This window comes from Amycolatopsis roodepoortensis (assembly GCF_014873915.1).
GTDB lineage: Bacteria > Actinomycetota > Actinomycetes > Mycobacteriales > Pseudonocardiaceae > Amycolatopsis > Amycolatopsis roodepoortensis.
Map to the genome: position 1 here is coordinate 1,785,840 of NZ_JADBEJ010000004.1, position 24,503 is coordinate 1,810,342.

Annotated in this window: 28 protein-coding genes; 13 read left to right on the plus strand and 15 right to left on the minus strand. The window is 68.9% G+C overall.

From position 1 onward, the window contains the following. Window positions 1-50 precede the first annotated feature (50 nt). From H4W30_RS19165 to H4W30_RS19175, 3 genes are all read left to right on the plus strand, one after another. Window positions 51-629 carry a GNAT family N-acetyltransferase gene (locus H4W30_RS19165; RefSeq protein WP_192744010.1) on the plus strand — a complete coding sequence of 193 codons (579 nt, stop codon included), beginning with the start codon at window positions 51-53 and terminating at the stop codon, window positions 627-629. Between the two features lie 100 nt (window positions 630-729). After that, window positions 730-2,700: an acetate--CoA ligase gene (gene acs, locus H4W30_RS19170; RefSeq protein ID WP_192744011.1), complete on the plus strand. Its 1,971-nt coding sequence runs from the start codon at window positions 730-732 to the stop codon at window positions 2,698-2,700. Between the two features lie 166 nt (window positions 2,701-2,866). Further along, the gene (locus H4W30_RS19175) at window positions 2,867-3,352 is read left to right on the plus strand and encodes a DUF6319 family protein (RefSeq protein ID WP_192744012.1); all 486 of its coding nucleotides are present in this window, start codon (window positions 2,867-2,869) and stop codon (window positions 3,350-3,352) included. Between the two features lie 54 nt (window positions 3,353-3,406). On the opposite strand, the gene H4W30_RS19180 is transcribed toward H4W30_RS19175, so the two are convergent. Both H4W30_RS19180 and H4W30_RS19185 read right to left on the minus strand, forming a co-directional pair. Continuing rightward, window positions 3,407-3,757: a cupin domain-containing protein gene (locus tag H4W30_RS19180; RefSeq protein ID WP_192744013.1), complete on the minus strand. Its 351-nt coding sequence runs from the start codon at window positions 3,755-3,757 to the stop codon at window positions 3,407-3,409. Further along, window positions 3,754-5,058 (minus strand): MFS transporter, encoded by a 1,305-nt coding sequence (locus H4W30_RS19185; RefSeq protein ID WP_192744014.1) that lies wholly within the window; start codon window positions 5,056-5,058, stop codon window positions 3,754-3,756. Before H4W30_RS19185 ends, H4W30_RS19180 begins: the two co-directional genes overlap by 4 nt. A 107-nt stretch (window positions 5,059-5,165) precedes the next feature. Here H4W30_RS19185 and H4W30_RS19190 point away from each other — a divergent pair, with 107 nt between their 5' ends. Next, complete coding sequence (locus H4W30_RS19190; RefSeq protein ID WP_192744015.1) at window positions 5,166-5,846, plus strand: DUF2848 domain-containing protein; 681 nt, start codon at window positions 5,166-5,168, stop codon at window positions 5,844-5,846. On the opposite strand, the gene H4W30_RS19195 is transcribed toward H4W30_RS19190, so the two are convergent. Together H4W30_RS19195 and H4W30_RS19200 are read right to left on the minus strand one after the other, a co-directional pair. Continuing rightward, window positions 5,810-6,586: a tRNA(His) guanylyltransferase Thg1 family protein gene (locus tag H4W30_RS19195; protein WP_192744016.1), complete on the minus strand. Its 777-nt coding sequence runs from the start codon at window positions 6,584-6,586 to the stop codon at window positions 5,810-5,812. The two genes, H4W30_RS19190 and H4W30_RS19195, sit on opposite strands and share 37 nt — an antisense overlap. A gap of 4 nt (window positions 6,587-6,590) precedes the next feature. Next, on the minus strand, window positions 6,591-7,043 hold the full coding sequence (locus tag H4W30_RS19200; RefSeq protein ID WP_192744017.1) for an AAA family ATPase: 453 nt from the start codon (window positions 7,041-7,043) through the stop codon (window positions 6,591-6,593). Between the two features lie 111 nt (window positions 7,044-7,154). On the opposite strand from H4W30_RS19200, the gene H4W30_RS19205 reads away from it, so the two are divergent. Then, the gene (locus H4W30_RS19205) at window positions 7,155-7,874 is read left to right on the plus strand and encodes a VIT1/CCC1 transporter family protein (RefSeq protein ID WP_192744018.1); all 720 of its coding nucleotides are present in this window, start codon (window positions 7,155-7,157) and stop codon (window positions 7,872-7,874) included. A 319-nt stretch (window positions 7,875-8,193) separates the two neighbouring features. Here the strand turns inward: H4W30_RS19205 and H4W30_RS19210 are convergent, their stop codons facing one another. Continuing rightward, entirely contained in the window at window positions 8,194-9,654 is a 1,461-nt protein-coding gene (locus H4W30_RS19210) for a peptide MFS transporter (RefSeq protein ID WP_192744019.1), read from the minus strand. 207 nt (window positions 9,655-9,861) lie between these two features. On the opposite strand from H4W30_RS19210, the gene nhaA reads away from it, so the two are divergent. Genes nhaA through H4W30_RS19230 form a run of 4 tightly spaced genes read left to right on the plus strand, consistent with a single transcriptional unit; the run spans window position 9,862 to window position 12,959 of the window. Next, the gene (gene nhaA, locus H4W30_RS19215; protein WP_192744020.1) at window positions 9,862-11,064 is read left to right on the plus strand and encodes a Na+/H+ antiporter NhaA; all 1,203 of its coding nucleotides are present in this window, start codon (window positions 9,862-9,864) and stop codon (window positions 11,062-11,064) included. 51 nt (window positions 11,065-11,115) lie between these two features. Next, on the plus strand, window positions 11,116-11,619 hold the full coding sequence (locus H4W30_RS19220) for a phage holin family protein (RefSeq protein WP_192744021.1): 504 nt from the start codon (window positions 11,116-11,118) through the stop codon (window positions 11,617-11,619). A 15-nt stretch (window positions 11,620-11,634) separates the two neighbouring features. Further along, window positions 11,635-12,558 (plus strand): alpha/beta fold hydrolase, encoded by a 924-nt coding sequence (locus tag H4W30_RS19225; RefSeq protein WP_192744022.1) that lies wholly within the window; start codon window positions 11,635-11,637, stop codon window positions 12,556-12,558. Next, the gene (locus tag H4W30_RS19230; protein ID WP_192744023.1) at window positions 12,555-12,959 is read left to right on the plus strand and encodes a DnaJ family domain-containing protein; all 405 of its coding nucleotides are present in this window, start codon (window positions 12,555-12,557) and stop codon (window positions 12,957-12,959) included. The genes H4W30_RS19225 and H4W30_RS19230 overlap by 4 nt, the downstream gene beginning before the upstream one ends. On the opposite strand, the gene H4W30_RS19235 is transcribed toward H4W30_RS19230, so the two are convergent. The 4 genes from H4W30_RS19235 to nth are packed head-to-tail and all read right to left on the minus strand — an operon-like array spanning window position 12,956 to window position 16,127. Further along, a complete protein-coding gene (locus H4W30_RS19235) occupies window positions 12,956-14,140 on the minus strand; it encodes a MarP family serine protease (RefSeq protein WP_192744024.1) in 1,185 nt (394 codons plus the stop codon). The two genes, H4W30_RS19230 and H4W30_RS19235, sit on opposite strands and share 4 nt — an antisense overlap. 6 nt (window positions 14,141-14,146) lie before the next feature. Continuing rightward, window positions 14,147-14,854 carry an NUDIX hydrolase gene (locus H4W30_RS19240; RefSeq protein ID WP_126730037.1) on the minus strand — a complete coding sequence of 236 codons (708 nt, stop codon included), beginning with the start codon at window positions 14,852-14,854 and terminating at the stop codon, window positions 14,147-14,149. After that, entirely contained in the window at window positions 14,851-15,447 is a 597-nt protein-coding gene (locus H4W30_RS19245) for a TlpA family protein disulfide reductase (RefSeq protein ID WP_192744025.1), read from the minus strand. Before H4W30_RS19245 ends, H4W30_RS19240 begins: the two co-directional genes overlap by 4 nt. Further along, complete coding sequence (nth, locus tag H4W30_RS19250) at window positions 15,444-16,127, minus strand: endonuclease III (RefSeq protein ID WP_192744026.1); 684 nt, start codon at window positions 16,125-16,127, stop codon at window positions 15,444-15,446. The genes H4W30_RS19245 and nth overlap by 4 nt, the downstream gene beginning before the upstream one ends. A gap of 237 nt (window positions 16,128-16,364) precedes the next feature. Between nth and H4W30_RS19255 the strand changes: the two genes are divergently transcribed. From H4W30_RS19255 to dnaN, 4 genes are all read left to right on the plus strand, one after another. Continuing rightward, complete coding sequence (locus H4W30_RS19255) at window positions 16,365-16,616, plus strand: hypothetical protein (RefSeq protein ID WP_005166943.1); 252 nt, start codon at window positions 16,365-16,367, stop codon at window positions 16,614-16,616. 159 nt (window positions 16,617-16,775) lie between these two features. Beyond that, complete coding sequence (locus tag H4W30_RS19260; protein ID WP_003081747.1) at window positions 16,776-17,450, plus strand: Crp/Fnr family transcriptional regulator; 675 nt, start codon at window positions 16,776-16,778, stop codon at window positions 17,448-17,450. 463 nt (window positions 17,451-17,913) lie between these two features. Further along, window positions 17,914-19,176: an MFS transporter gene (locus H4W30_RS19265; RefSeq protein WP_192744163.1), complete on the plus strand. Its 1,263-nt coding sequence runs from the start codon at window positions 17,914-17,916 to the stop codon at window positions 19,174-19,176. Window positions 19,177-19,185: 9 nt separating this feature from the next. Then, window positions 19,186-20,250 carry a DNA polymerase III subunit beta gene (gene dnaN / locus H4W30_RS19270; protein WP_192744027.1) on the plus strand — a complete coding sequence of 355 codons (1,065 nt, stop codon included), beginning with the start codon at window positions 19,186-19,188 and terminating at the stop codon, window positions 20,248-20,250. Window positions 20,251-20,306: 56 nt separating this feature from the next. On the opposite strand, the gene H4W30_RS19275 is transcribed toward dnaN, so the two are convergent. From H4W30_RS19275 to H4W30_RS19300, 6 genes are all read right to left on the minus strand, one after another. Next, a complete protein-coding gene (locus H4W30_RS19275; RefSeq protein WP_063277327.1) occupies window positions 20,307-20,558 on the minus strand; it encodes a glutaredoxin family protein in 252 nt (83 codons plus the stop codon). Continuing rightward, window positions 20,555-21,325: an MBL fold metallo-hydrolase gene (locus H4W30_RS19280; protein ID WP_192744028.1), complete on the minus strand. Its 771-nt coding sequence runs from the start codon at window positions 21,323-21,325 to the stop codon at window positions 20,555-20,557. Before H4W30_RS19280 ends, H4W30_RS19275 begins: the two co-directional genes overlap by 4 nt. Next, the gene (locus H4W30_RS19285) at window positions 21,322-22,134 is read right to left on the minus strand and encodes an NUDIX hydrolase (protein WP_192744029.1); all 813 of its coding nucleotides are present in this window, start codon (window positions 22,132-22,134) and stop codon (window positions 21,322-21,324) included. Before H4W30_RS19285 ends, H4W30_RS19280 begins: the two co-directional genes overlap by 4 nt. 89 nt (window positions 22,135-22,223) lie before the next feature. Further along, window positions 22,224-23,372, minus strand: a complete 1,149-nt coding sequence (locus tag H4W30_RS19290; protein WP_192744030.1) for a hypothetical protein — start codon at window positions 23,370-23,372, stop codon at window positions 22,224-22,226. Between the two features lie 38 nt (window positions 23,373-23,410). Next, on the minus strand, window positions 23,411-24,040 hold the full coding sequence (locus H4W30_RS19295; protein ID WP_125679756.1) for a hypothetical protein: 630 nt from the start codon (window positions 24,038-24,040) through the stop codon (window positions 23,411-23,413). Further along, a complete protein-coding gene (locus H4W30_RS19300; RefSeq protein ID WP_034314703.1) occupies window positions 24,040-24,495 on the minus strand; it encodes a RidA family protein in 456 nt (151 codons plus the stop codon). Before H4W30_RS19300 ends, H4W30_RS19295 begins: the two co-directional genes overlap by 1 nt. Window positions 24,496-24,503: the final 8 nt, after the last annotated feature.

Genomic DNA, 24,503 nt, shown 5'->3' on the forward strand with positions numbered 1-24,503 from the left:
TTCGAAACTGGCTATCCAGTAAGGCCATTGCCGGTCGTACCGTCAAGATCGTGACCGACTGGAACACCCACGCGACCTTGACCGGCGAACGCGTCCGCCTCGAACCCCTCACCCGCGACCACGCCAAGGGCCTCTTCGCGGCGGGCTCCGACCCGGCGATCTGGACCTGGCTCAGCCTCCGGCAGCCGCAAAACCTCGCCGCGGCCGAAGACATGGTCGAAGACATCCTCGCCGACGCCGACCGCCGCGCCTGGGCGCAGATCGACGCGCGCACCGGCGAGGTCGCGGGCACGACGTCGTTCTACGCGATGAACGCACGCCACAAGATCGTTTCCGTCGGCTACACCTGGATCGGTTCCGAATGGCAGCGGACCGGACTCAACCGCGAGTCGAAACTCCTGTTGCTGCGCCACGCTTTCGACGACCTCGGCGCGAACCGCGTCTCGTGGGAGACCGACATCCGGAACCTCAAGTCGCAGAAGGCGATCGAACGTCTCGGCGCGCAACGGGAAGGGCTGCTGCGCGCGCATCGCGTACGGCCGGACGGAACCATCCGTGACACCGTCGTCTACTCCCTCACCGGACCAGAATGGCCGGCGGTCCGTACCGCTTTGTCCTCAAGCGTGTGAATGCCGCGCGCAACCACGATGCAACCTTTTACTTCGCGTCGTAACGTCGATAGCGTGCCAACGGGCGTGAAGACACGCGAATCACAGGAGGCATCGCACCATGACCGAGCAGTCGCCGGCGCTGGACAATTTGCTCACGGAGAGCAGGACCTTCCCCCCGAGTGAGGCTTTCAGCGCGCAAGCGAATGCCACCGCCGACTTCTACGCCGAAGCCGACGCCGACCGCGAAGCGTTCTGGGCCAAGCAGGCCGAGCGCCTTCACTGGGAAACGAAGTGGTCGCAGGTACTGGACTGGACCAATGCGCCGTTCGCGAAGTGGTTCGTGGGCGGCAAGCTCAACGTCGCGTACAACTGCGTCGACCGCCATGTCGATTCCGGGCACGGCGACCAGGTCGCCATCCACTGGGTCGGCGAACCCGGCGACAGCCGTGACATCACCTACGCCCAGCTGAAGGACGAGGTCTCCAAGGCCGCGAACGCGCTGGAGTCGCTCGGGCTCGAGGCGGGCGACCGGGTCGCCATCCAGATGCCGATGGTGCCCGAAGCGATCGTCGCGATGCTCGCGTGCGCCCGGATCGGCGTCCTGCACAGTGTCGTCTTCGGGGGTTTTTCCCCGACAGCCCTGCGTTCCCGTGTGGACGACCAGGCGGCGCGGATCGTCATCACCACCGACGGCCAGTACCGCCGCGGCAAGGCCGCCCCGATGAAGGCCAACGTCGACGAAGCGCTCGAAGGCGCCGAATCGGTCGAGAAGGTCATCGTCGTCCGCCGCACCGGCGAAGAGGTGCCGATCACCGAAGGCCGCGACATCTGGTGGCACGAACTGGTCGACGGCCAGTCCGCCGAGCACGCGCCGCAGGCGTTCGACTCCGAGCACCCGCTCTTCATCCTCTACACCTCCGGCACCACCGGGAAGCCGAAAGGCATCCTGCACACCTCCGGCGGATACCTGACCCAGGCCGCGTACACGCACCACAACGTCTTCGACCACAAGGCCGGCGAAGACGTCTACTGGTGCACCGCCGACATCGGCTGGATCACCGGGCACACGTACATCGTGTACGGGCCGCTGGCGAACCGGACGACGCAGGTCGTCTACGAAGGCACGCCGAACACCCCTCACGAAGGCCGTCACTGGGAGATCGTGCAGCAGCACAAGGTCTCCATCTACTACACCGCGCCCACGCTGATCCGCACGTTCATGAAGTGGGGCAACGAGATCCCGCAGAAGTACGACCTCTCGTCGCTGCGCGTGCTCGGCAGCGTCGGCGAGCCGATCAACCCCGAGGCGTGGATCTGGTACCGCGAGAACGTCGGCGCGAACTCGGCGCCGATCGTCGACACCTGGTGGCAGACCGAGACCGGCGGGATCATGATCTCGCCGCTGCCGGGTGTCACCGCGACGAAGCCGGGCTCCGCGCAGAAGGCGCTGCCGGGCATCTCGGCGAAGGTCGTCGACGACCAGGGCGTCGAGGTCGGCAAGGGCGGCGGCGGGTACCTGGTGCTCGACAAGCCGTGGCCGGGCATGCTGCGCGGCATCTGGGGCGACGAGCAGCGTTTCCGCGAGACCTACTGGTCCCGCTTCGCCGACCAGGGCTACTACTTCGCCGGAGACGGCGCGAAGTACGACGCCGACGGCGACGTCTGGCTGCTGGGCCGGGTCGACGACGTGATGAACGTGTCCGGGCACCGCATCTCGACCACCGAGGTCGAGTCGGCGCTGGTCTCGCACCCGACGGTCGCCGAGGCCGCCGTCGTCGGCGCGACCGACCCGACGACCGGGCAGGGCATCGTCGCCTTCGTCATCCTCCGCGGCAACGCCGTCGACGGCGGCGACGAGGCCGTGCAGGAGCTGCGCAACCACGTCGCCAAGGAGATCGGGCCGATCGCGAAGCCGCGGCAGATCCTGGTCGTGCAGGAGCTGCCGAAGACGCGGTCCGGCAAGATCATGCGCCGCCTGCTGCGCGACGTCGCCGAGAACCGCCAGGTCGGCGACGTGACGACGCTGGCCGACTCGTCGGTGATGGACCTGATCTCTTCGGGCCTGAAGTCCGGCAAGACCGAGGAGTAGCGCCACCTCAAGTGCTGTGAACGGGCCGTTCCCCGCGGAATTCGCGAGGAACGGCCCGTTCCTCGCATACGACACGCCTACCACACCCCGGTTCGCTCTACTCGAACGCCTGTTCTAGGATGTGCCGGGTACCACCCCATACCCGGGCAAGGAGACGACACCGACGATGACCGTGGATGCCTTGACACGCACTGACGCCGTGTCCGAAGAAGCGGCTACCGAAGCGCCCGTCGACTCGACGCCGCAGGCGGAGACGGCCGAAGCCCCGGCCGAGGCGAAGACCGAGACTCCGGAGAACCCGGAGCCCGCTGCCGAAGAGGCAGTGGCGGAGTCCCCCAAGCCCAAGCGTGGCCGCCCGAAGGTCGCCACGACGGCGAAGAAGACCCGCACCGTCGAGCTGACCCTCACGGTCACCGGCACCGCCGACGGCGAGTGGCAGGCCGAGCTCAAGAACGGCAGCAAGTGGGTCGCGAAGGGCCTGGAGATCCCGGCCGCGGCCGTGTCCCGCGCCGCCAAGGAACTGCACGCCGACCTGTCCGGCCCGATCGACGAGGTCATCAACGCCGCCCGCGAGCTGCAGGCCGCGAAGGTCGCCCAGCTCGAAGCCGAGCTGGAGAAGGCGAAGCTGGCGCTGGCCGAGCTGGACGCGTAAGACTTTCCTCCCGACCGGGGCGGACGCTGGAGATCAGTGTCCGCCCCGGTTTCTTCATTCCGCGATCGGCGGCCGCGCGGGCAGCGGCGTCTTGAATTCGACCCACCGACTGTCCACAATGGCCTCCACGCTGTGCGGAACACCGCGAGGGTGGACGATCGTGCCGCCGGCTTCGAGGGTCACTTCCCGGCCGTCGATCGTGCCGCGCAGCGAACCCGAAACCAGGTACACGATGCTGTCGTGATCGTGGCTGTGCACGGGAGAAGCGACACCCGCCGGATAGCAGATCTCATACGCCAGGCCGCCTTCCGCAGTCGCGAGCGTCCGGAACCGGCCCTGTCCGCCGATCAGCGGCAGACCCTCCACTGTAGACAGTGAAACCCAGGACTTCGGGGTCGAGGTCATCGCACGGGCTCCATGGCAGCCGCCTCCTCGCGGTCCGGGTCACGGGCGAGCACGACACCGATGATGGTCACGACGGCGGTGGCGAGCAAGTAGACCCCGATCGCGACCCAGGTGTCGAAACCGGCCAGCAGCGCGGTGAACAGCAGCGGCGCGGGCGCCCCGCCGATCACGCCGGCGAGGGTGTACGCCAGCGAGCTGCCGGTGTAGCGCAGGCGCGGCGAGAACTGCTCGGTGACGAGCGCGGCCTGCGGCCCGTAGAGCGCCGCGTGGATGACGAGCGCGAGCACGATGCCGATCGCCAGCATGGCGAACGAACCACCGCTGACCATCGGGAAGAACACGAACGGCCAGATCCCGGCGGCGATGGTCGCGACCAGGTACATCTTGCGCCGGGAGACCCGGTCCGAGAGCGCGCCGAACAGCGGCATCAGGATCAGCTGGAACGCCGAACCGATCATCACCGCGGCCAGCCCGGCGCCGCGCGAGAGGTCGGTGTGCGTGGTGACGTAGGTGAGGACGAAGACGGTGAACAGCGCGTACAGCACGTCCGGGCAGACGCGGATCAGCACGGCCGCGATCAGCGCGCGGCGTTCGGTGCGGAAGACCTCGGAGATCGGTGCCGACGGACGTTCGCCGCGCTCCTGGATCTGCTTGAAGACCGGGGTCTCCTCCAGCTTGAGCCGGATCCACAGGCCGAACCCGACCAGCGCGCCGGAAAGCAGGAACGCGATCCGCCAGCCCCAGCTGTTGAACTGGTCCTCGGTGAGCAGCCCGGCCAGCACGGCGAGGACACCGTTGGCGAGCAGGTTGCCCGCGGGCGGGCCGATCTGCGCGGCGGACGCCCAGAAACCGCGTTTGTTCGGATCGCCGAACTCACTCGAGAGCAGGACGGCGCCACCCCATTCGCCGCCGATGCCGACACCCTGCGCGAACCGCAGCGCCACGAGCAGCACCGCCGCGAAGCCGCCGATGGTCTCGTACGTGGGCAGGACACCGATGAGGAACGTCGCCACCCCGGTGAGCACGAGCGTCATGACCAGGATGCGCTTGCGGCCGAGCACGTCGCCGAGGCGGCCGAACAGGAACCCGCCGAGCGGCCGGGCGAGGTAGCCGACGGCGTAGGTGGAGAACGCCGCCATCGTGCTCGCGAGCTGGTCTTCCGACGGGAAGAAGAGATTCCCGAAGATCGTCGCGGCCGCCACCGAGTAGGCCGCGAAGTCGTACCACTCGAGCGCCGTGCCCGAGAGGCTGGCCGCGAAGGCCTTGTGCAACGAACGCCGGTCACCGGCTGGTGAGGTCATGTCCACATCCGTCCGTAGGAGATCCGCAACCCCGCCGGGAGGGGTTGAATTGCGGATATACTCCTTGTATACAAGCTGTATGCGCAACCCCCAATCTCGGAGGACAGATGCCTGAGCTGCGTTTCACCCTTCCCGACGGCCAGGAGCGGCGGACCGAGGTCCACACGCTGCTGAACGCCGGATACGCCGGTCGCAGCCAGGAGGACGTCGCCGCCCACGTGGCCGAGCTGGCCGAACTCGGCGTCCCCGCGCCTTCGGTGATCCCGGCGCTGTACCCCGTCGCGCCGTACCTGGCGAGCCAGACCGCCGAGGTCCCGGTGCAGCACGAGCGGACCTCCGGCGAGGCCGAATGGGCCATCGTCATCACCGGTCCCGCGCCCGAGGACGTCCTCCTGACCGCCGCCTGCGACCACACCGACCGCGCGCTCGAAGCGCACGGCGTCGCGTGGAGCAAGAACGCGGGCCCCGATGTCCTCGCCACCAAGGCGTGGCGGCTCGTGGACGTCCAGGACCGGCTCGACGATCTCACGCTGTCCGCCTGGGCCGGGGAAACCCTGATCCAGCAAGGGAAACTCGCGGAACTGCTGCCGCCGTCGTACTGGCTGGACGTGCTGCGCGAGCGCGGCCTCCACGCGCCGGGCACCGTGCTGATCTCCGGGACCATCCCGATGGTGCACGGCGTCGACCAGTTCGCCGGCTCGTGGCGCGTGGAACTGGGCGACCCGGCGACCGGCGAGACGATCGAACTCGCCTACACGGTGCGGCGGCTGCCCGAACCGATCGGCTGAAGCAGCTCGCCGAGGAACGCCCGGTACTCGCCCTTCATGGGCAACTCACGATCGACGCGAACACGTCGGCGGGTCGCGGAAACCTCGATCCGCCGCACCGGGTCGAAGCCGGTGCGCTCGTAGGACTCCCAGTACAGCCCGACGCCGCGCCGTTGCCAGGCGGGGACTTCGGCGAAGTTGACGCCGTGCGCGAAGAGCAGCTCGTTCTTCTCGGAGACACCAGTGCCTTCGAGAGCCGCCCCGGCCTCGCTTGCCGATTTCCCCGCCTTGCGCAGGATCCAGTAGCACCAGCCGTTGAGCGCGCAGCGGGCCGCGTCCGCCTGCCGCCAGGAGAAGTAGTCGACGACGTCGTCCAGCGTCGTGCCGAGCCAAACCCGGCCGTCGAAGTGCGCGGGCACCCCGGCCGCGTGGGTGAACGCGGCCGAGGCGACCCCGGCGGAGATCGACACGAGCTTCTCGACACCCCGGCCGAACAGCTCGGCGGAGGGTGGGAGCACGAGCGAAATCTCGTCGCTTTCCGTGTACACGTAAGGCGAAGCGAACTCCGCCAGCAACGCGCTCGCCGTCTCGGCCATACAGTCCGCGAACCGGGGATCGAACGGCTTCTCGAACCGCGCTTCGGTGAACTTCGAGAAACCCCGGCCGTCGACGCGGAGCACCGTCCAGGCACCCGGTGGGACGGTCAGGCCGTGGAACCACTCGCGTTCCCGTTGCCGCGCCTCGAAATCACTCGCGTCCATGTCCTCACCCCCGCTTCACGGCGAAACCGCCTTCACCGTCGAAACCGACGGTGTACAGCTCGTCGAAACCGTCTTCGGCGCTCGGGCGCCGCAGCCGCTTGAGAGTCGCATACAGACCGACGTCGGGCACCCGGGTTTTCCCATTCCGGCGCGCGTTGCGTTCATGGGAGCCTTCGATATCCGGCGGGAACCAGTACCCGACGACGCGCGCGCCGTACCGTCTGGCGACCTCGATCAGCGGCGCCCATTCCTCCGGCGACGGGTTGGTGTTGTCCACGACCACCGAACGACCTTCTTCGAGCGCCTCGGCCAGCATCCGCAACTGCCGGGCCTGCGGCCGCCGGGCGTTGGGGAAGGTGTCCTTGCTGACATGGACGTGCGTTCCCGCGAACTCCCGGCGGAAGAACGTCGTCTTCCCGGCTGCCTGGAGCCCGATCAGGATCACCACCTCGGCCACCGGAACAACGTAGCCGATGGGTTAGGTAAGGCAATAGTCAATAAGGTTTGCCTCTATTCACCGAAACGGTCTTCGCTCGCCGGGTACCGTTCTTTGTGTTTCACTGAAAAGGTGACCGATACGGTATCGACTTCACATCCGCACGAACCGCACGCGGACCTCGGCGGCAAGCTGAACTGGTTGCGCGCCGGGGTTCTCGGCGCGAACGACGGGATCGTCTCGGTGGCGGGCATCGTGGTCGGCGTCGCGGGCGCGACCACCGACTCCACCACGATCGCCACCGCGGGAATCGCCGGGCTCGTCGCGGGCGCGCTTTCCATGGCGGGCGGGGAATACGTCTCCGTGAGCACCCAGCGCGACACCGAACGCGCACAGTTGCGGCTGGAAAAGCGTGAACTGAAAGAGATGCCCGAGGCCGAAGAACGGGAACTAGCGGATATCTACGAGGAGAAGGGCCTTTCCCCCGAACTCGCCGCGGAGGTCGCCCGCGAACTGACCGAAAAGGACGCGCTGCAGGCGCACGCCGAGGCCGAACTCGGCATCGATCCGGACAATCTGACCAGCCCGTGGCAGGCGGCTTGGGCGTCGCTGGTGGCGTTCACCGTGGGCGCGCTGCTGCCGTTGCTGTCGATCTCGTGGACGCCGACCTCGGCGCGGGTCTGGGCCTGCGCGTCGGCGGTGGTGGTCGGGCTGGCGCTGACCGGGCTCATCAGCGCGAAACTGGGCGACGCGCGCGTCGGACGGGCGATCGCGCGGAATGTCGGCGTCGGCGCGCTGACGATGCTGGTGACCTACTACGTCGGCGTGCTGTTCGGGACGACCGTCGGCTGACGGCGATCTCGCGTGATCAGACGGACGACACGCTTGATTGAGCGGCGAACTCGCGTGATCAGAAGCGCAACTCGCGTGATCAGAGACGCAACTCGCGTGATCAGAGGCGCCACACCGAGTTCGCCGCCCAATCACGCGAGTTCGCCCTTCAAACACGCGAGTTACGCCTTCCATCACGCGAGTTACGCCTTCAATCACGCGAGTTACGCCTTCCATCACGTGAGTGCCGGGTAGCGAAAGGGCCCTTCACCGCTTTCTATGCGGTGAAGGGCCCTTTCAGCACGTTCGAGGATCGCTCGTCAGTGCGGCATGAAGCGCGTCAGTGAACGCCCTTCATCAGCTTGCGGATCATCGGCGTCGCCACCAGGAGCGCCACACCGACCACGATGGCCACCCCGCCCACGATGCTGAAGTACGGCGCTTCGTCCTCCACCGTGTAGAACTCGGCGAGCTTTCCGGACATCGCCGTACCGAGCGAAATGGACAGGAAGTTCAGCGCCACCATCTGCGTCCGGAACGCTTCCGGCGCGAGTTTGGTCGACAGCGAGAGGCCGACCGGCGAAAGCATCAGTTCCGCCATGGTGAACACGAACAGGATGCCGGCCAGCGCGAGCAGCGGGCTCGCGTTCTTGCCGCTGCCGACCATCGGGAGGAACAGCAGGAACGCCACGCCCATGGTGACCGTGCCGAGCACGAACTTGATCGGCGAGGACGGCTGCCGCGGGCCGAGTTTCGTCCAGATCGCCGCGATCACCGGCGCGAACAGGATGATGAACACCGGATTGATCGAGTTGACCCACGCCACCGGCATCTCCCAGCCGAAGATCGTCCGGTTCAGCCGTTCGTCGGTGTAGGCCGCGACCACGGTGAACTGCTGCTGGTACAGCGAGAAGAACGCGGCGCTCGCGATGAACATCGGGATGAACGAGTAGACCCGGCTGCGTTCCTCGGAGGTGATCTTCTTGCTGCTGATGATCACCACGAAGTAGATCACCGAGATGATCGCGACGGCCCAGACGACGACGTCGACCAGGTTGGCCGGGTTGATCACGCCGAAGACCACGAGCAGCACGATCGCGGCGACACCCACCGCGGTGCCACCGAAGACCAGCGGGCGCTGCGACGCGGGCAGCGGGTTGGGGACCTCGCTCGCCTTCTCGCCGAGGTTCTTGCGGCCGATCGTGTACTGGATCAGGCCGAGCGCCATCCCGAACGCGGCGAGGCCGAAGCCGACGTGGAAACCGATCTCGCTCTGCGCGAGCCCGGTCAGGAGCGGGCCGACGAAGCCACCGACGTTCACGCCCATGTAGAAGATCGTGAAACCGCCGTCACGCCGCTCGTCGCCAGGCGCGTACAACGTCCCGACGATGGCGGTGGCGTTGGACTTCAGCCCGCCGCTGCCGACGGCCACGCAGACGAGGCCGACACCGATGCCCGCGAGACCGGGCAGCACGGCGAGGCTGATGTGGCCGATCATGATCAGGATCGCGCTGTAGAACAGCGTGCGTTCCGAACCGAGCACCCGGTCCGCGACCCAGGCGCCGATCACCGCCGACAGGTACACCATGCCGCCGTACGCGCCGACGATGCCGAGCGCGGAGGCCTTCGGCAGCGCCAGGCCGCCCTGGCTGACTTCGTAGTAGAGGTAGATCGGGAGGATGCCGAGCATCCCGTAATACGAGAAACGCTCCCACATCTCGACGCCGAAGAGGTTCGCGAGCCCTCGTGGGTGCCCGAAAAACCTCGTGTCTCGCTGGACCTCGGTAGAGGTACTCACCATGCCGTCCTTTGTGAAGACATCGTTGTCGGTTTCCGGTTGACATGCTAGAAGCCCAGCATGTGGACGGGACACCGACGTCCGCATGATCTTGTGGTCGCCGTCATGAACGCGAGATTTCCGCAGCTCCAGGCGTTAAAATCGCGTCAAGGTGCGCCGGGAAGTCTGGTCGGCAACAGTATTCGTCGTTGCCGAAACCCGGAGGATGCCGTGAGCACCGGCCCCACCCGTCCCGCGAAAGCCGTCGCGGAATTCGCCCGCTACCTCCGCACGGAGACGACCGGCGGGATGATCCTGCTCGGCGCCACCGCGATCGCCCTCATCTGGGCCAATTCGCCCATCGACGACATTTACCGCGCGATCCGCGATTTCCGGCTCGGTCCCGAATTCCTCCACCTGAATCTGACCATCGGCGACTGGGCGAAAGACGGCCTGCTCGCGCTGTTCTTTTTCGTCGCAGGGCTCGAACTCAAACGCGAACTCGTGGTCGGCGAGCTTTCGCGGTTCAAGCAGGCGATCCTGCCGGTGGTCGCCGCGGTCGGCGGCATGATCGTCCCGGCGCTGGTCGCGCTCGCGGTCGGCTGGGGAACGCCGGGCATCGAACGCGCGTGGGCCATCCCGGTCGCCACGGACATCGCGTTCGCCTTGGGTGTGCTCGCCCTGACCGCGTCGAACCTGCCGAGCAGCGCCCGCGTCTTCCTGCTCTCGCTCGCGGTGGTCGACGACCTCGGCGCGATCCTCCTCATCGCGATCCTGTTCACCGCGAAGTTCGACCTCGTCGCCGCGGGCGTCGCCGTCGTCGCCCTCGCGCTGTACGCCTATCTCCAGCACCGCCGCGTCCGCAGCGCCTGGATCTACGTGCCGCTGGCCTTGGTCACCTGGATCGCGGTGCACTCGGCCGGCATCCACGCCACCATCGCCGGCGTCGCGCTCGGTCTGCTCACCCGCGTCCGCGCCGACGATGGCGAGGAGCACGCGCCCGCCATCCGGCTCGAACACCGGTTGCAGCCGTGGTCGGCCGCGGTCGCGGTGCCGTTGTTCGCGCTGTTCGCCGCCGGGATCAAGGTGGACGGCGAATCGCTCAGCGCGGTGTTCACCACCGCGTTGCCGCTGGCCGTGCTGATCGGGCTGGTCGGCGGGAAACTGCTCGGGATCTTCGGCGCCAGCCTGCTGGCGGTGAAGTTCAAGCTCGCGGAGAAACCCAGGGGTATGGGCTGGCGGGACATCGGCGCGTTGTCGATGCTCGGCGGCGTCGGGTTCACCGTGAGCCTGCTGATCGCCGACCTCGCGCTCGACGGGGAGGCCGTCGAGCTGGCGAAGGCGGCGGTGCTGATCGCCTCGGCCATCGCCTCGCTTTCGGCCGCCGCGATGCTGCTGCACCGCAGCCGCGTGCACGCGCGCGAAGACGATTGATGAGGCGACACTCGCCGGTCCGTCGCGCCCGTGATCGGGGCACGTGGCACGATGACCGGTGTGAGCAGCCCCAAGCACGAACGTACCGGCCCCGACGGCGTGGGGGCCGTGCCCTACCTCCCCCTGTCGAGCGATGACGACGTGGTAGCGAGCGAGCAGTCCCTCGGGAAACTCGTCGGCGATGCCACACAACACGTCTCGACGCTGATCCGCGCCGAGGTCGAGCTGGCCAAATCCGAGGTCGTCGCGGAGGCGAAGAAGGGCCTCAAGGGCGCCATCTTCTTCCTGGTCGCGCTGGTCATCGGCCTGTACAGCTCGTTCTTCTTCTTTTTCTTCCTCGGCGAGCTGCTGTCCGAGTGGCTGATGCGCTGGGCGGCGTTCGCGATCGTGTTCGGGCTGATGCTCGTCGCGACGGCGGCCGCGGGCTTCCTCGGCTACCGCAAGGTGAAGAAGATCAAGGCGCCGGAGCGCACGATCAACAGCTTCAAGGACACCGCCGCCGCGTTCAAGCCGCGTCACAGCGCCGAAGACGACGCGGTCGCGGTCCGCGACTGAGAAGTCTTCGAGTCGGTGCAGGCGACACCGGATCCGTCGATCGTCCGGATCGACGGTCCGTGGACTCATCGTGACGTCTCGGCGAACGGCATCCGGCTGCACGTCGCCGAACTCGGCGACGGGCCGCTGGTCGTGCTGCTGCACGGGTTCGCCGAGTTCTGGTGGGCCTGGCATCACCAGCTGAAGTCGCTCGCGGACGCCGGTTTCCGGGTGGTCGCGGTCGATCTGCGCGGCTATGGCGACTCCGACAAGCCCCCGCGCGGCTACGACGCCTGGACTCTCGCCGGCGACGTCGGCGGGCTGATCAAGTCGCTCGGCGCGCGCAAGGCCCATCTCGTCGGGCACGCCTGGGGCGGCATGCTCGCGTGGACGGTCGGCGCGCTGCACCCGCGGCTGGTGGCGTCGGTCAGTGTGCTGGGCGGCGCGCATCCGCTGGCGTTGCGCCGGGCCGTCCGGCGGCCGGGGCAGCTGCGTGCTTCGGGACATCTGCTCCGCTTCCAAGTGCCGATGGCACCGGAAAAATGGCTGGTCAAGGACGACGCACTCGCCGTCGAAGAGCTCTTCCGCGCCTGGTCCGGTCCACAGTGGACGGACACTTCCGACTTCACCGAGACACTGCGGACGTTCCGGCAGGCGATGCTGGTGCAGGGAGTGCCGCACAGCGCGCTCGAGTACTACCGATGGGCGTTCCGCGCCCAGTTCCGCGGCGAAGGACGCCGGTTCCGCGAAGCACTGCAAGACCGCTTCGCTCCCCGCGTGCTGCAACTGCACGGCGAGGAGGACCGGTGCGTCCTGCCCGACACCGCGGCGGCATCACGGCGCTGGGCGCCGGACGCCCGTCTCGAACGCTGGCCCGGCATCGGGCACTTCCCGCATCTGGAGGCCCCGGAGCGCACTTCGGCCGCGCTGCTGGGCTTCTTCCGTATCTTGGAAGCATGACCGAGCGCAAACCGACGGGCGTGTCGTTCGAGTCCTGGGTGGACCGGCAGATCAGCGCCGCGGAGGCGAAGGGCGAGTTCGACGACCTGCCCGGCGCGGGAAAACCGCTGCCGAAGACCGGAACCCAGGACAGCGCGCTGTCGTGGGTGGTGAACAAGGTCCGCGCCGAGGGGCACGACGTTTCGGCGCTGCTGCCGCCTTCGCTGGCGATCGCGAAGGAGCTCGACGACCTTCCGGACACCCTCGCGAAGGTGCGTCGTGAGGCGCGGGTGCGGGAGATCGTCGAGGACCTGAACGAACGGATCCGCGCCGAGCACCGGCGTCCGGCGGGCGGTCCGGTGCTGCGGGCACGGCCGCTGGACGTGGACGAGGTCTTGGCCTCCTGGCGCGAAGCGCGCTAGTTCGCGCAGGGCCCCGTCGACGTGTTCGCGCTCAGCGCCGGAGCCGTCTCGACCACCGGCCGCACCTGCTCCGACGTCAGCGTGAAGCCGGTCTCCGGATCCTCGACGGCCGCGCCGAAGACCACCCCGATGACCTCGCCCTCGGGGTTGATCATCGGGCCGCCCGAGTTACCGCTGCGCACCTGCCCGCGCACGGTGAACACGTCCCGCTGCACGGTGTTCGCCTCGTAGATGTCCGGTCCGCGGAGGTTGATCCGGCCGCGCACTCTGGCCGGCGTCGCGGTGTACGGGCCGTCGAGCGGGTAGCCGAGCACGATCGCGTTGTCGCCGGCCCGCGCGACCCGTGGCGTGAACGGGAGCACGGGCGCCTGGAGCCGCGGCACCGCGAGCACGGCCACGTCGGCCTCGGGGTCGAAGTAGACGACCCTGGCCGGGAACTTGCCCGAAGTCGATTCGATGGCGACCTCGTCGGTCCCGGCGACGACGTGCGCGTTCGTCATCACGCGCTGCGGCGCGACGACGAATCCGCTGCCCTCCAGCGCCCGCGAACACGAAGTCGCGTTGCCGCGGATCTTCACCACACTGCGGTGCACCTGTTTGACGATCGCGCTCGCCTGCAGCGCGGTGTCCGGCGGGCTGGTGTCCTCGACGTTCGGCTTCTGGAACGGGTCCACAATGGACGGGAAGCCGGACGCGTCCAGCAGTTTGCGCAGTTCGCTCGGGAAGCCCTGCGCCGCTTCCGGCATCACGTTGTTCACTTCGCCGAGCACGACCGAGCTGTTGATCGACTTCGCCAGCCCGGGCACGCCTGAGACGGCCGTCAGCGGCGTCGCGATCAGCCACGCGACCACGAACACCACGGCGGCCTGAACGACCGCGCCGAGTGTCTTGTCGACGCCGGAAAGCTTGTCCGGGTTGATCTTCTGCCGCAGTCTCCGGCCCGCCCAGACCCCGAGGGTCTCGCCGAGCGCGACCAGGAACACCACGGTGGCCACCGCGAAGGCGACCTTCGCCGCCGGATGCTGGAAGAGCTCGACGATCAGCGGCGCGATCTTGATCCCGGCGAGCGCGCCGAGCACCACCCCGACCAGCGAGGGGAGGGCGATGATCACCCCTTGGAACGCGCCGGACACGCCCGCCAGCAGCGCGAGGAGGATCACCAGTACGTCGACCCAGTTCACCGGCGCCTACTCCTTCTCCGGCACTTGCCGCCCGTCGACCCGCGCCTGATGTTCGGCCAACGCTACGTCAAGCTCCCGGACGTCGCCTCGGTCCCAGTCCCGTTCCCAGCCGCCGAGCGACAGCGTCATCGCCAGCAGGCCGCCCGTGAACCCCCAGACGAACATCCCGCCGACATCGAACGCGGGCCCCTTCCAGTCGTAGCCCGCGCGTTTGACCTGGAACCGGTTCGCCGGGTCGGTGAGTTCGGCGATCGGCACCCTGGCCACCGCCGCGGTCTCGCCGGGATCGACCGCGTGCACCGGCGACGGCGTCCGCCAGTAGGCGAGCACCGGCGTCACGGCGAAACTCGACACCGGCACGAAAAGCTCCGGGAAGACCGCCACCGGCAGCACTCCCGAAGGTTCGACACCGGTCTCCTCCTCCGCCTCGCGCAACGCGGTGCCGACCGGCCCGCCGTCCTCCGGTTCGGCGCCACCGCCGGGAAAGCTGACCTGGCCGGCGTGCGAGCCGAGCGTGTCGGCGCGGCGCTGGAGCAGGACGTCGGGACCCTGCGGGCCCTCGCCGAAGAGCATCAGGACGGACGCGGACCGGTAAGTCGCGTCCCGCGGCACGCTGAACCGGCTGAACGCGTCCGCGCCGATCTCGCCGCTGATCTTGACCAGCGGCTGCAACCAGGCGGGCACGGCCTCGGGATCCACGAGGGGGCCGGTCATGGTGTCCCTTCCACAGCGGCGCGCACCTGGTCAGTGTTCAGGAAGACGCGTGGGTTCTCGATGAGCCGGACGTCGCCGCCCGCCGTGACCAGGTATGTCGCCGGGAGGGAGGAAGGGACCTTTAGTGCCGTCCGCACCGGACCCGACTGTCCGTCACCGTCGAACACCGACGGCAACCGGACACCCAGTTCGGTCAGCAGCGCCAGCCCGTCGGCCCCGGAGCTCGCGACCTGGACGAGGAGCACGCGCGCGGCACCGGGCGACGCCGCGTACTCCTGGAGCAGTGGCAGTTCGGCACGGCACGGCTCGCACCACGACGCCCACAGGTTGACCAGCACGGGACCGCCCGAGACCACCTTCGCGAGGTCGACCCGGGAGCCGTCGCCGAGGCATTCGACGTCCACTCCGCGCAGCTTCGCCACCTCGCCCGGCCCAGGCGGCGGGCAGGGGGCGAGCGCGGCCTTCGCGCGCGCGGCCGTGAGATCCCCCGACGTCTTGGCGGGCGCTTGGCCGTCACGCGTCGTGAGCAGCGCGACGATCAGGGCCACCACCAGCACGGCGGCGCCGAGGGCCAGTTTGGTGACCCTGGTCACCGGCGGGCCGCCAGTTCCAGGATGTGCTCGCGTTCTTCGCCCTTGACCAGCTTCGCGGCCTCTTCGAACCCCGTCGGGCCGACTCCGTACGAGGGGCACATCTTGGCCAGCGGACAGGCGCCACAGGCGGGTTTGCGGGCGTGGCACACGCGGCGGCCGTGGAAGATCGTCCGGTGCGAGAGGAGCGTCCACTCCTTGCGCGGGATCAGCTCGCCGACGGCGTGCTCGACCTTGACCGGGTCCTCCTCCTCGGTCCAGCCCCAGCGGCGGACGAGACGGCCGAAGTGGGTGTCGACGGTGATCCCGGGAACCCCGAAGGCGTCACCGAGGACGACGTTGGCCGTCTTGCGGCCGACACCCGGCAGCGTGACCAGATCCTTCAGCTTGCCGGGCACTTCGCCGTCGTAGCGCTCCACCAGCGCCGCGCCGAGCCCCATCACCGAGTTCGCCTTGGCGCGGAAGAACCCCGTCGGCCGGAGGTACTCCTCGAGTTCGGCACGGTCGGCGCCGGCGTAATCGGCGGCCGTCCGGTAGCGGGCGAAGAGGGCGGGCGTGACCTGATTCACGCGGACGTCGGTGGTCTGTGCCGAAAGCACGACCGCGACCAGCAATTCGAGCGGAGTGGTGAAGTCAAGCTCACAGTGCGCGTCCGGGAACTCGTCGTCGAGGCAACGCTTCATCCGCCTGGCGCGTCTCACCAATGCGAGCCGGCTTTCACCCTTGCCCCCCGCACGGGGGGCATTGGCAGGGGCAGGAGGCACCCCGATAGCCTACGGGCGCCATCGGACGAGCCAGTGGGAGCACCCGCCGGTCGACGGCCGACACGCCAGAGCACCACCTCGGCGCTTCGATCGAGGACGCCATGAGCGAGGATCTGGAGTAATGCACAACTTTTCCGAATTCCCTGGGCAGGGCTCATGACCGTCTGGTTCGTCATCCTGGTGCCCCTGGTGATCATGTTCTTCGCGCTGTTCATGGAACGCGTGGAGACCAGGCTCAAGCACGTCGCGGTGCAGGAGAACGAGGTCGAGGAGTTCCTCGAGCAGGCTCAGCCCAACGAGGTCAGAGCCCTCTACGGGCACGGCATCGGGCGCGCGCTCGAGCTTTTCCGGCTGCGCAGGCTGGGCGGGAAGGCGGCCAGGCTTCGCGCGCGACGCGTGCGGAGTTAGGCTCCACGTTCGAGCGAGATCGTTCCCGGCCGCCCGCGCGTTCGGCGTGCCGACGAGCGATCTCGCGCGCACGACCTAGACTGACGCGAAAAGTGATCGACGACACGGTCCTCGGCAGAATGAGGATCGACGTCGTATCTCGATGAGGAGGCACCCGAGGTGGACGAAACCCTGGCCCGAGCGGGCATTTTCCAGGGTGTTGAGCCGGCAGCCGCCGAGGCGCTGGCACAGACCTTGGAATCCGTGGAGTTCCCTCGCGGGCATGTCATCTTCAACGAGGGTGAACCCGGCGACAAGCTTTACATCATCCAGTCCGGCAAGGTGAAGATCGGCCGCAAGTCACCCGACGGCCGGGAAAACCTGCTGGGCATCTTCGGCCCGTCCGACATGTTCGGCGAGCTGTCCATTTTCGACCCCGGCCCGCGGACGTCCAGCGCGACGACCGTGACCGAGGTCCGCGCGGTGACGATGGACCGCCCGGCGCTGCGGCAGTGGATCTCCACCCGCCCGGAGATCGCCGAGCAGTTACTGCGGGTGGTCGCCCGACGGCTGCGCCGGACGAACAACATGGTCGCCGAGCTGATCTTCACCGACGTCCCCGGCCGCGTGGCGCGCGCGCTGCTGCAGCTGGCGCAGCGCTTCGGCAGCCAGGAGGCCGGTCTGCTGCGGGTCACGCACGACCTGACGCAGGAAGAGATCGCCCAGTACGTCGGCGCCTCGCGCGAGACCGTCAACAAGGCTCTCGCCGACTTCGCGCACCGTGGTTGGCTGCGGCTCGAAGGCAAGAGCGTCCTGATCCTGGACCCGGAGCGCCTGGCCCGCCGCGCCCGTTGATTTTCAAGTACGTGAAGGCCCCCTTCATTGCGCTAGACGCAGTGAAGGGGGCCTTCACGTACTTGCGCTGAACACAGAGCTCGACACAACGAAGAGCCGGGCGCCACCCCCGACGTGGCGCACCGGCTCTTCGCTGTGCGCGGACCATCCCCCGACGATCCGCGCTCCCCGCCCTCCGGAACAAGGCCCCGACCCGTACGCCGGAGGGAGCTGGAGACTGTGTGATTGTCGTACAACCATCCACGGCCATCGGCCGTGGATTCAAGCTCTTTCACTCTCAAGGACGCCGAACGCGTCGATTTGTTGCCCCGAATGACCCGGAATGGACCGACTGTTACCCGATCGTGACGAACTGGGGCGCTTCGACCCACGTACTACCCGAAATCGGTGGTGACCAAACTTACCGCCAAGGAACTGGTACTCGCGTACCAAAGTGTTCATACTGGTACGCGTGTCCCAGTCTGTGTCCGCTTCCGCCGAGAGCCACCGCACCTCCCTCGCCGACTACCGAGCCGCGCTGACCGCGGCCGGATCCCGCGGGGCGGTGATCGCGTCCCTGCTCGCCCGCCTGCCGATCGCGATGATCGGCATCTCCGCGCTGCTCTACGTCCAGCGCGAGACGGGCTCCTTCGCCGCGGCCGGACTGGTGTCGGCCGGGTCGCTGGTGGGCGTCTCCGTGGGCGCGGTCGTGCAGGGGCGGCTCATCGACCGCTTCGGCCCGACCAGGCCGCTGCTGACCACCACCGTGCTTTTCGCGCTGGCGATGACCGCGCTGGTGTTCGCGATCGAGGCGCACGCGCCGACCCTCGTGCTGGTCCCGCTGGCTTTCGGCACCGGGATCACGGAGCCGATGGTCGGTTCGGCCTCGCGCGCGCTGTGGACCCGGCTGCTGCCCGCCGGGCCGACGCGGAACGCCGCGTTCTCCTACGAGGCGATCAGCATGGAGGTCTTCTTCATCCTCGGTCCCGGCTTCGCGGGGCTGCTGATCGCCGCGCCGTGGGCGGGGACCGGCATCGTGACCGGCTCGCTGACCATGATCGCGGGCGCGGTCCTGTTCGCGCTGAGCCCGACCGTGCGCGCGTGGGGGCCGTCGCCGTCGACGGGCGGCAAACTGCTCGGCGCGCTGGCCAGCCCCGGGATGCGCACACTCGCGATCGCCGCGCTGGGCTTCGGCGCCGTGATCGGGTTCGTCGAGGTCGCCGTCCCGGCGGCCGCCACCGAGGCCGGGAACACCTCCATCGGCGGTCTGCTGCTCTCGGCCTGGTCGGTCAGCTCGGTCGCGTTCGGCGTCGCGTACAGCCTGCGCCCGTGGCCGCGTCAGATGGGCCTTCGGCTGCCGGTGCTGCTGGCCGGATTCGGCGCGCTGGTGGCGCTGCTCGCCCTGCCCGGCTCGCTTTGGGGTCTCGCGCTCGCCATGCTCGCCGCGGGAGCGCTCATCACGCCGCAGTCGACGACGCACTCGGCGGCCATCGAGATCGCCGCGCCGAAGGGCACGGCGGCCGAGGCGTTCGGCTGGGTGCTCACCGCGGTGACCCTCGGTCTCGCGTTCGGGCAGTCGATCAGCGGCTACCTCGTCGAGCACGCCGGACACGAAGCGGCGTTCCTCGCCGCCGGCGGTGTCGGGTTCGCGCTCGCCGCGGTGGTGTGGCTGCTGCGCGGCACCTTCCGCCCGCGGCCGGCCGGAGCCGTCGCCGAAGCGCCCGAACTTGTCGGTGCCGCCCGCTAGCTTGCGGGCATGGACCTGACTGCCGCCACCCGCTCCCTCTCGTCCGCCGTCACCGCCGCCGCCCGGCTGCTGTCGGCCCGCTCCGGCCTGCTCCTGCGCGCCGGGAAGGACGGGCTGACCGTCGGCGGCAGCGACAGTGAGCGGGCGGTACTCCTGACCAGTGACGCCATGGTCCACACCGACGGTGAGGTCCTCGTCCCCGCCGGGCCGCTCGCGGAAACGCTGCGCATGCTCGATGACGACCTGGTGCGCCTGGTCGTCGAGGGTTCGCGGCTGGCCGTGCGGGTGGAGGGCGGTCGATACGCCCTTCCGTTGCTGAGCCGCGAGCTGAACCTGCCGGACATGCCGCCGAAGGTGTCCGAAGTGGACGGTCACGCGCTGGTGACCGCGTTGCGCACGGTCGCGGGCACGGCGGCGAAGGACGACGCGCTGCCGATGTTCACCGGCGTCCGCGTGCAGAGCTTCAGCCGCGAGCTGCGGCTGACGGCGTCCGACCGGTACCGGATGGCCGTGGCCACCCTGCCCTTGCGGTCCGAAGGCGAGCCGATCGACGCGCTCGTCCCGGCGGGTCTGCTCGCGGAGACGGCGAAGCAGGCGCGCGGCACCGTCGGCCTGCACGGCGACAGGACTCGCTTCGGGCTGAGCTGGGCCGGCGTCACCGTCACCACCGCCGTGCTCGACGCCGGATTCCTGTCGGAGAAGCTGATCGAGTCGTCCACTGTGGACACCACGGTCGAGGTGGCCGCCGACGCGCTGGCCGCCGCCGTGCGCCGGGTGGGCGTCTACGCGGACGATCGCCGGGTGCTGACGCTGGAGGTCGGCGATTCGCACCTTCGGCTGGCCAGCTCGAAACAGGACACCGGGGAAGCCGAGGAGACCTTGAAGGCCGAGGTTTCGGGCGGCCGGACGTCACCCTCGTTCCAGGCGCGCTACCTGCTGGACGCGCTGCAGGGTTTCGCCGGGGGACGGGTGCGGCTCGAAATCCAGCCAGGGATGCGGGCCTGCGTCATCCGGGCGGTGGAGCCGGGTGATGTGGAGCTGACGTACTACGTGATGCCGATGCTGGCGCGCTGACACTCGCCTCGTGAGTGGCTAGGACGGTTAGAACCGTCCTAGCCACTCACGAGGAGTCAGGCGGAAGCGGCCTTCACGGCGGCCTCGATCTCACCGAACGAAGGGTTCACCATCGCCTTCGAGCCCACGAAGACCGTCGGCACGACCTCGTTCCCGTTCGCCACGGAACGCACCCGCGCGGCGGCTTCCGGGTCCTCCCAGATGTTGACCCGCTTCACCTTGAAACCGCTCTTCGACAGCGGTCGCTCAAGCGCGGCACAGAACCCGCATCCGGGGCGCCAGTAGAACTCGACCTCGACGTCACTCATTTGCCGTCCTCCGACCTCAGGTAGTCCAATTGCGCCTGCACGCTCCATTCGGCGGGCGCCCACAAAGCCTTGTCGACGTCGGCGTAGACGACCTCGACCACCTGGCGCGGGGTGGCGTCCGCGCCGAGCTTCTCCAGTGCCGAACGCACCTGGTCGAGCCGTTCTTCCCGGTGCGCCAGGTATTCGCGCGCGGTCGCGGCCAGGTCGGGCAGCTCGGGGCCGTGTCCCGGCAGGCCGATGGTGCCGCCGGGCAGGCCGATGAGCTTCCGCAGCGAGCGCAGGTAGTCGCCGAGGTCGTGCAGCACGGTGGTGCCGCGCCCGAGGATGGTGTCGCCGGTCAGGATCTGCCCGTCGGACACCAGGCAGATCGAGTCGCCGGTGTGGCCGGGCGTGTGCAGCACCGACAGCCGGACGCCACCCGCCTCGATCACCTCACCGTCCACAAGGGACTTCCCACCGACGCAGAGCGACTCGTCGAAGGCCCGCACCGGGGCGCCGACACGCTCGGCGAACCAGGGCGCGCCCTCGGCGTGGTCGGGGTGGTGATGGGTCAGGACGATCAGTTCGACGGCACCGGTCCCGGCCAGCAGCGTCAGATGCTCGATGTCCTCGTGCCCGGGGTCGACGACCACGGAACCTGCCGCGCCAGGCCCCCGCAGCACCCAGGAATTGGTGCCCTCCAACGTCATCGACGACGGATTGTGCTCCAGCAGCACGGAGGCCGTCGGCGTGATCCGGCGCAGCACGCCGTACGCGGGGGCGCTCATGCCGGGTCCAAGACGACGCGGACCTTGTCGCCTTCGCGCACCAGCGTCGGCATGATCTTCGAGATCTCGCGTTCGACGGCCTGGGCCGCGGCCGCCGAGTCGAACTCGCCCAGTTCCGACAGCGTCATCCAGGTCGGTGGCATGAGCATCCGGCGCCCTTCCCTGGCATCGGCGATGGCCTCCTCGGGCCGCTGCCAGCCGGAGCTGACGGCCTCGGAGGTGGCTCCGTCCGCCTCCTGCCCCTCGGGCAGCACGGCGACGAAGAAGCAGGTGTCGTAGCGGCGCGGTTCCTGCGGCGGGGTGACCCAGTTCGCCCACGGGCGCAGGAGATCCGCGCGCAGCGTCAGGCCGTTGGCTTCGAGGAACGCGGCGAGCGAGAGCTCGCGGGAGACCAGCTTCGCGCGGGCGTCGTGGTAGGGCGTCGTATCGGTGACGACGGCGTCCCCGACGCTCGCGAGCAGCACTCCCGACTCCTCGAACGTCTCCCGCACGGCCGCGCACACCAGGGCGCGGGCGAGCGATTCGTCGCAGCCGAAGCGTTCCGCCCACCACGCCGGCCCGGGTCCCGCCCAGCTGACGGAGGTGTCGACATCGCGGGAATCCACGCCGCCACCGGGGAAGACGGTCATTCCGCCCGCGAACGGCATGCCCTTCACGCGGTGCTGCAGGAAGACCTCGACGCCGTCGGCGCCGTCCCTGAGGAGGATCACGGTCGCCGCGTCCTTGGGCGTCACCGGCTCACCGCCGGCGTTGGCGCGGGTGCCCACCCCGGCCCCCACCGGGATGTCGAATGTCAGTTCTTCAGCCACCCTCGCAACCTAACATCGCAATTCGTCCTCTGGATGCGGTAGTTGCGCGTGCAACCACCGCATCCAGAGGACGAAATGCTCAAAACAGGTCAGGAAGACCAGCCGCTGCTGCGCGAAGCACCGTTCAGCCGGATCTTCGCCGCTTCGGCGCGCTCCCGTTCGGCGAGCTCGGCGTGCAGCTCGCGCAGGAGCGCGCGGTCGCGCTCGCTCAGGCTGGGGTCGTCGAGATCGAGAGCGGGCAGCTCGACGACCTCGTGCATGCTCGGCTTGCCCGTGGCGATCTCGCGGCCCTTTTCGGGGTCCTCCTTGAGCGCCTGGCGCAGCTGAGCCACCTCGGCCGGCGTCAGGTCGGCCGTGCGCTCGGCGCGGGTCTCCGCCCGCGACTTGCGCGGCGAGGCCGGCTCCGACGAAGACGAGGACGACGGCGTCGCCGCGGGCGCCTGCTGCACGATCGGCACCACCGGCGCGATCGGCTCGACCGGTTCGTGACTCCCGCCGCCGACCGGCCGCAGCCCGTGCCTGCTCGGCTGCTCCTTGACCGGCTCGGGAGCCGGGGCGGGAGCGGGCGGCGGAGTCACCGGCTCGGACCGAAAGTCACTGGAGTGGGTACTCCCGGTGACCCAGACAGGACTCGCGGCCGACGACGCGGCCTGGTGGTACGCGGACCGCGCGACGCCGGGTCCCGCGACCTCGACGACCGAACGGATCCCCGCGCGGCGAAGCGCGGTGTCCACGCGGAACGCGACCGCGGGCGGATTGCCCTCCGGGCCGATCTCGACCAGGACCACCCGCTGCGGCAGCGCGCCGGGCACACTGCCCGCCGGCGTGTTCCGCCACACCGCGTGCACCGACCGGACGTCCGGCAGCACCTGCAGGGTGCGGTCGAGCGCCTCGGCGAGGCCGAATTCGGGCTGGTTCTCACCGGTGAACCGGTGGGTGAGCACCGGCTCGTCCTCCTCGACGACCAGCAGGTCGTTCGCCAGGGTGGCGTCGGACCTGCTCATCTCGAGGACGAGCGCGAGTTCACGCTGTTCGGCCGAGCTCACCGGGATCTTCCCCGCGATCAGGGTGCCGGTGGTGAGCTCCACCGCTTCGTCGATGTGCGCACGCGCGATCAGCTCACGCGCTTCGGTCAAAGCACTGTCGTCGATACGACCCGCCAGGGCCAGTAACAGGTTGTGCAGGCGCAGGGGCACCGAGAACCCGTCCATGGGCGGGCCGTCGTGGACCTCCACCATTGCTCTGCTCCCTCCCGGCTCGCCTGGTGGAGCGAGCGTTAAGCGGCGACCAGCCGACTTCCCGTGTCCACCGCGCCCACACAGACCAGCTCGGAGTTGGCGAGCGCGGTGCGGTGGTAGCCGGTGAGGTCGATGCTCGGCGGGAGAACCTCGACGCCGGGCTCCTCGTCACCCAGCACGCGCAGGACGCGCTGCAGTTCGCCGGTCAGCCTCGGCAGCCCGTTCAGCGCCGTGACCAGGAGGACTCGTTTCGCCCCACCCTCGCCGACCACACCGAGGTGTCGCCAGCTTTGCCGCACTTCACCCACATCCGGCCGTCCCCGCAACGTTGCGTGGATCAATACGGACACAGAGTCGACGGAGTTCACCCATTCGGGCGCACTCTGCGTGAATGTGTACCTGGTCTCGGTGACGTCGTCTACCCCCAGGGTGGAACTCACCTGATGCCAGTCGGCTCCGTGAGGGATGAGCCCGGCGACTAGCAGGCGATACTCCGTTTGATCAAGGTCGATCCTGTGCTTAAGCAAAGACCTGGGCAGGGTCCGCGCGAGCGTGCCCATCGCGCCTTCGCCCAGCCAGTCACGGAACCGCCACAAGAGCTGGTCCGGCAGCCGTCCGGCCAGCCGGAGCAGGAGCTCGTGCGAGGACCGTTCGATGTCCGGGTCCATCACTTCACCTCCACGATCAGTTCGATCTCGACCGGCGCCCCGATCGGCAGCTCGGCGACCCCGACGGCCGAGCGGGCATGGATACCCGCCTCGCCGAAGATCTCGCCGAGCAGCTCGGACGCGCCGTTGATCACCGCGGGCTGACCGGTGAAGCCCTCCGCGGACGCCACGAACCCGACGACCTTGACCACCCGGACGACGTTGTCGATGCCGACGACCGAGTCGACCGCGGCGAGGGCGTTGAGGATCGACGTCCGCGCGTACTGCTTCGCCTCTTCGGGGCTGACCTCGGCGCCGACCTTGCCGGTCGCTTCGAGCTCACCCTTCACGAAGGGCAGCTGCCCGGCCGTGTAGACGTGCGAACCGGTGCGGACGGCCGGCACGTAGGCCGCCAGCGGGGCGGCGACGGCTGGCAGCTCGATCCCGAGCTCGGCGAGTCGATCGCTCCAGGTCATGGCTTCAA

Excerpts from the sequence above, each read along its gene's own strand:
- acs (WP_192744011.1), top strand. The coding sequence starts at position 730 with ATGACCGAGCAGTCGCCGGCGCTGGACAATTTGCTCACGGAGAGCAGG.
- H4W30_RS19290 (WP_192744030.1), bottom strand. The coding sequence starts at position 23,372 with ATGGTGGAGGTCCACGACGGCCCGCCCATGGACGGGTTCTCGGTGCCC.
- H4W30_RS19180 (WP_192744013.1), bottom strand. The coding sequence starts at position 3,757 with ATGACCTCGACCCCGAAGTCCTGGGTTTCACTGTCTACAGTGGAGGGT.
- H4W30_RS19195 (WP_192744016.1), bottom strand. The coding sequence starts at position 6,586 with ATGGACGCGAGTGATTTCGAGGCGCGGCAACGGGAACGCGAGTGGTTC.
- H4W30_RS19190 (WP_192744015.1), top strand. The coding sequence starts at position 5,166 with ATGCCTGAGCTGCGTTTCACCCTTCCCGACGGCCAGGAGCGGCGGACC.
- dnaN (WP_192744027.1), top strand. The coding sequence starts at position 19,186 with ATGGACCTGACTGCCGCCACCCGCTCCCTCTCGTCCGCCGTCACCGCC.
- nth (WP_192744026.1), bottom strand. The coding sequence starts at position 16,127 with ATGAAGCGTTGCCTCGACGACGAGTTCCCGGACGCGCACTGTGAGCTT.
- H4W30_RS19175 (WP_192744012.1), top strand. The coding sequence starts at position 2,867 with ATGACCGTGGATGCCTTGACACGCACTGACGCCGTGTCCGAAGAAGCG.
- H4W30_RS19230 (WP_192744023.1), top strand. The coding sequence starts at position 12,555 with ATGACCGAGCGCAAACCGACGGGCGTGTCGTTCGAGTCCTGGGTGGAC.
- H4W30_RS19280 (WP_192744028.1), bottom strand. The coding sequence starts at position 21,325 with ATGAGCGCCCCCGCGTACGGCGTGCTGCGCCGGATCACGCCGACGGCC.
- H4W30_RS19255 (WP_005166943.1), top strand. The coding sequence starts at position 16,365 with ATGACCGTCTGGTTCGTCATCCTGGTGCCCCTGGTGATCATGTTCTTC.
- H4W30_RS19275 (WP_063277327.1), bottom strand. The coding sequence starts at position 20,558 with ATGAGTGACGTCGAGGTCGAGTTCTACTGGCGCCCCGGATGCGGGTTC.
- H4W30_RS19300 (WP_034314703.1), bottom strand. The coding sequence starts at position 24,495 with ATGACCTGGAGCGATCGACTCGCCGAGCTCGGGATCGAGCTGCCAGCC.
- H4W30_RS19295 (WP_125679756.1), bottom strand. The coding sequence starts at position 24,040 with ATGGACCCGGACATCGAACGGTCCTCGCACGAGCTCCTGCTCCGGCTG.
- H4W30_RS19185 (WP_192744014.1), bottom strand. The coding sequence starts at position 5,058 with ATGACCTCACCAGCCGGTGACCGGCGTTCGTTGCACAAGGCCTTCGCG.
- H4W30_RS19240 (WP_126730037.1), bottom strand. The coding sequence starts at position 14,854 with ATGACCGGCCCCCTCGTGGATCCCGAGGCCGTGCCCGCCTGGTTGCAG.
- H4W30_RS19220 (WP_192744021.1), top strand. The coding sequence starts at position 11,116 with ATGACCGGTGTGAGCAGCCCCAAGCACGAACGTACCGGCCCCGACGGC.
- H4W30_RS19210 (WP_192744019.1), bottom strand. The coding sequence starts at position 9,654 with ATGGTGAGTACCTCTACCGAGGTCCAGCGAGACACGAGGTTTTTCGGG.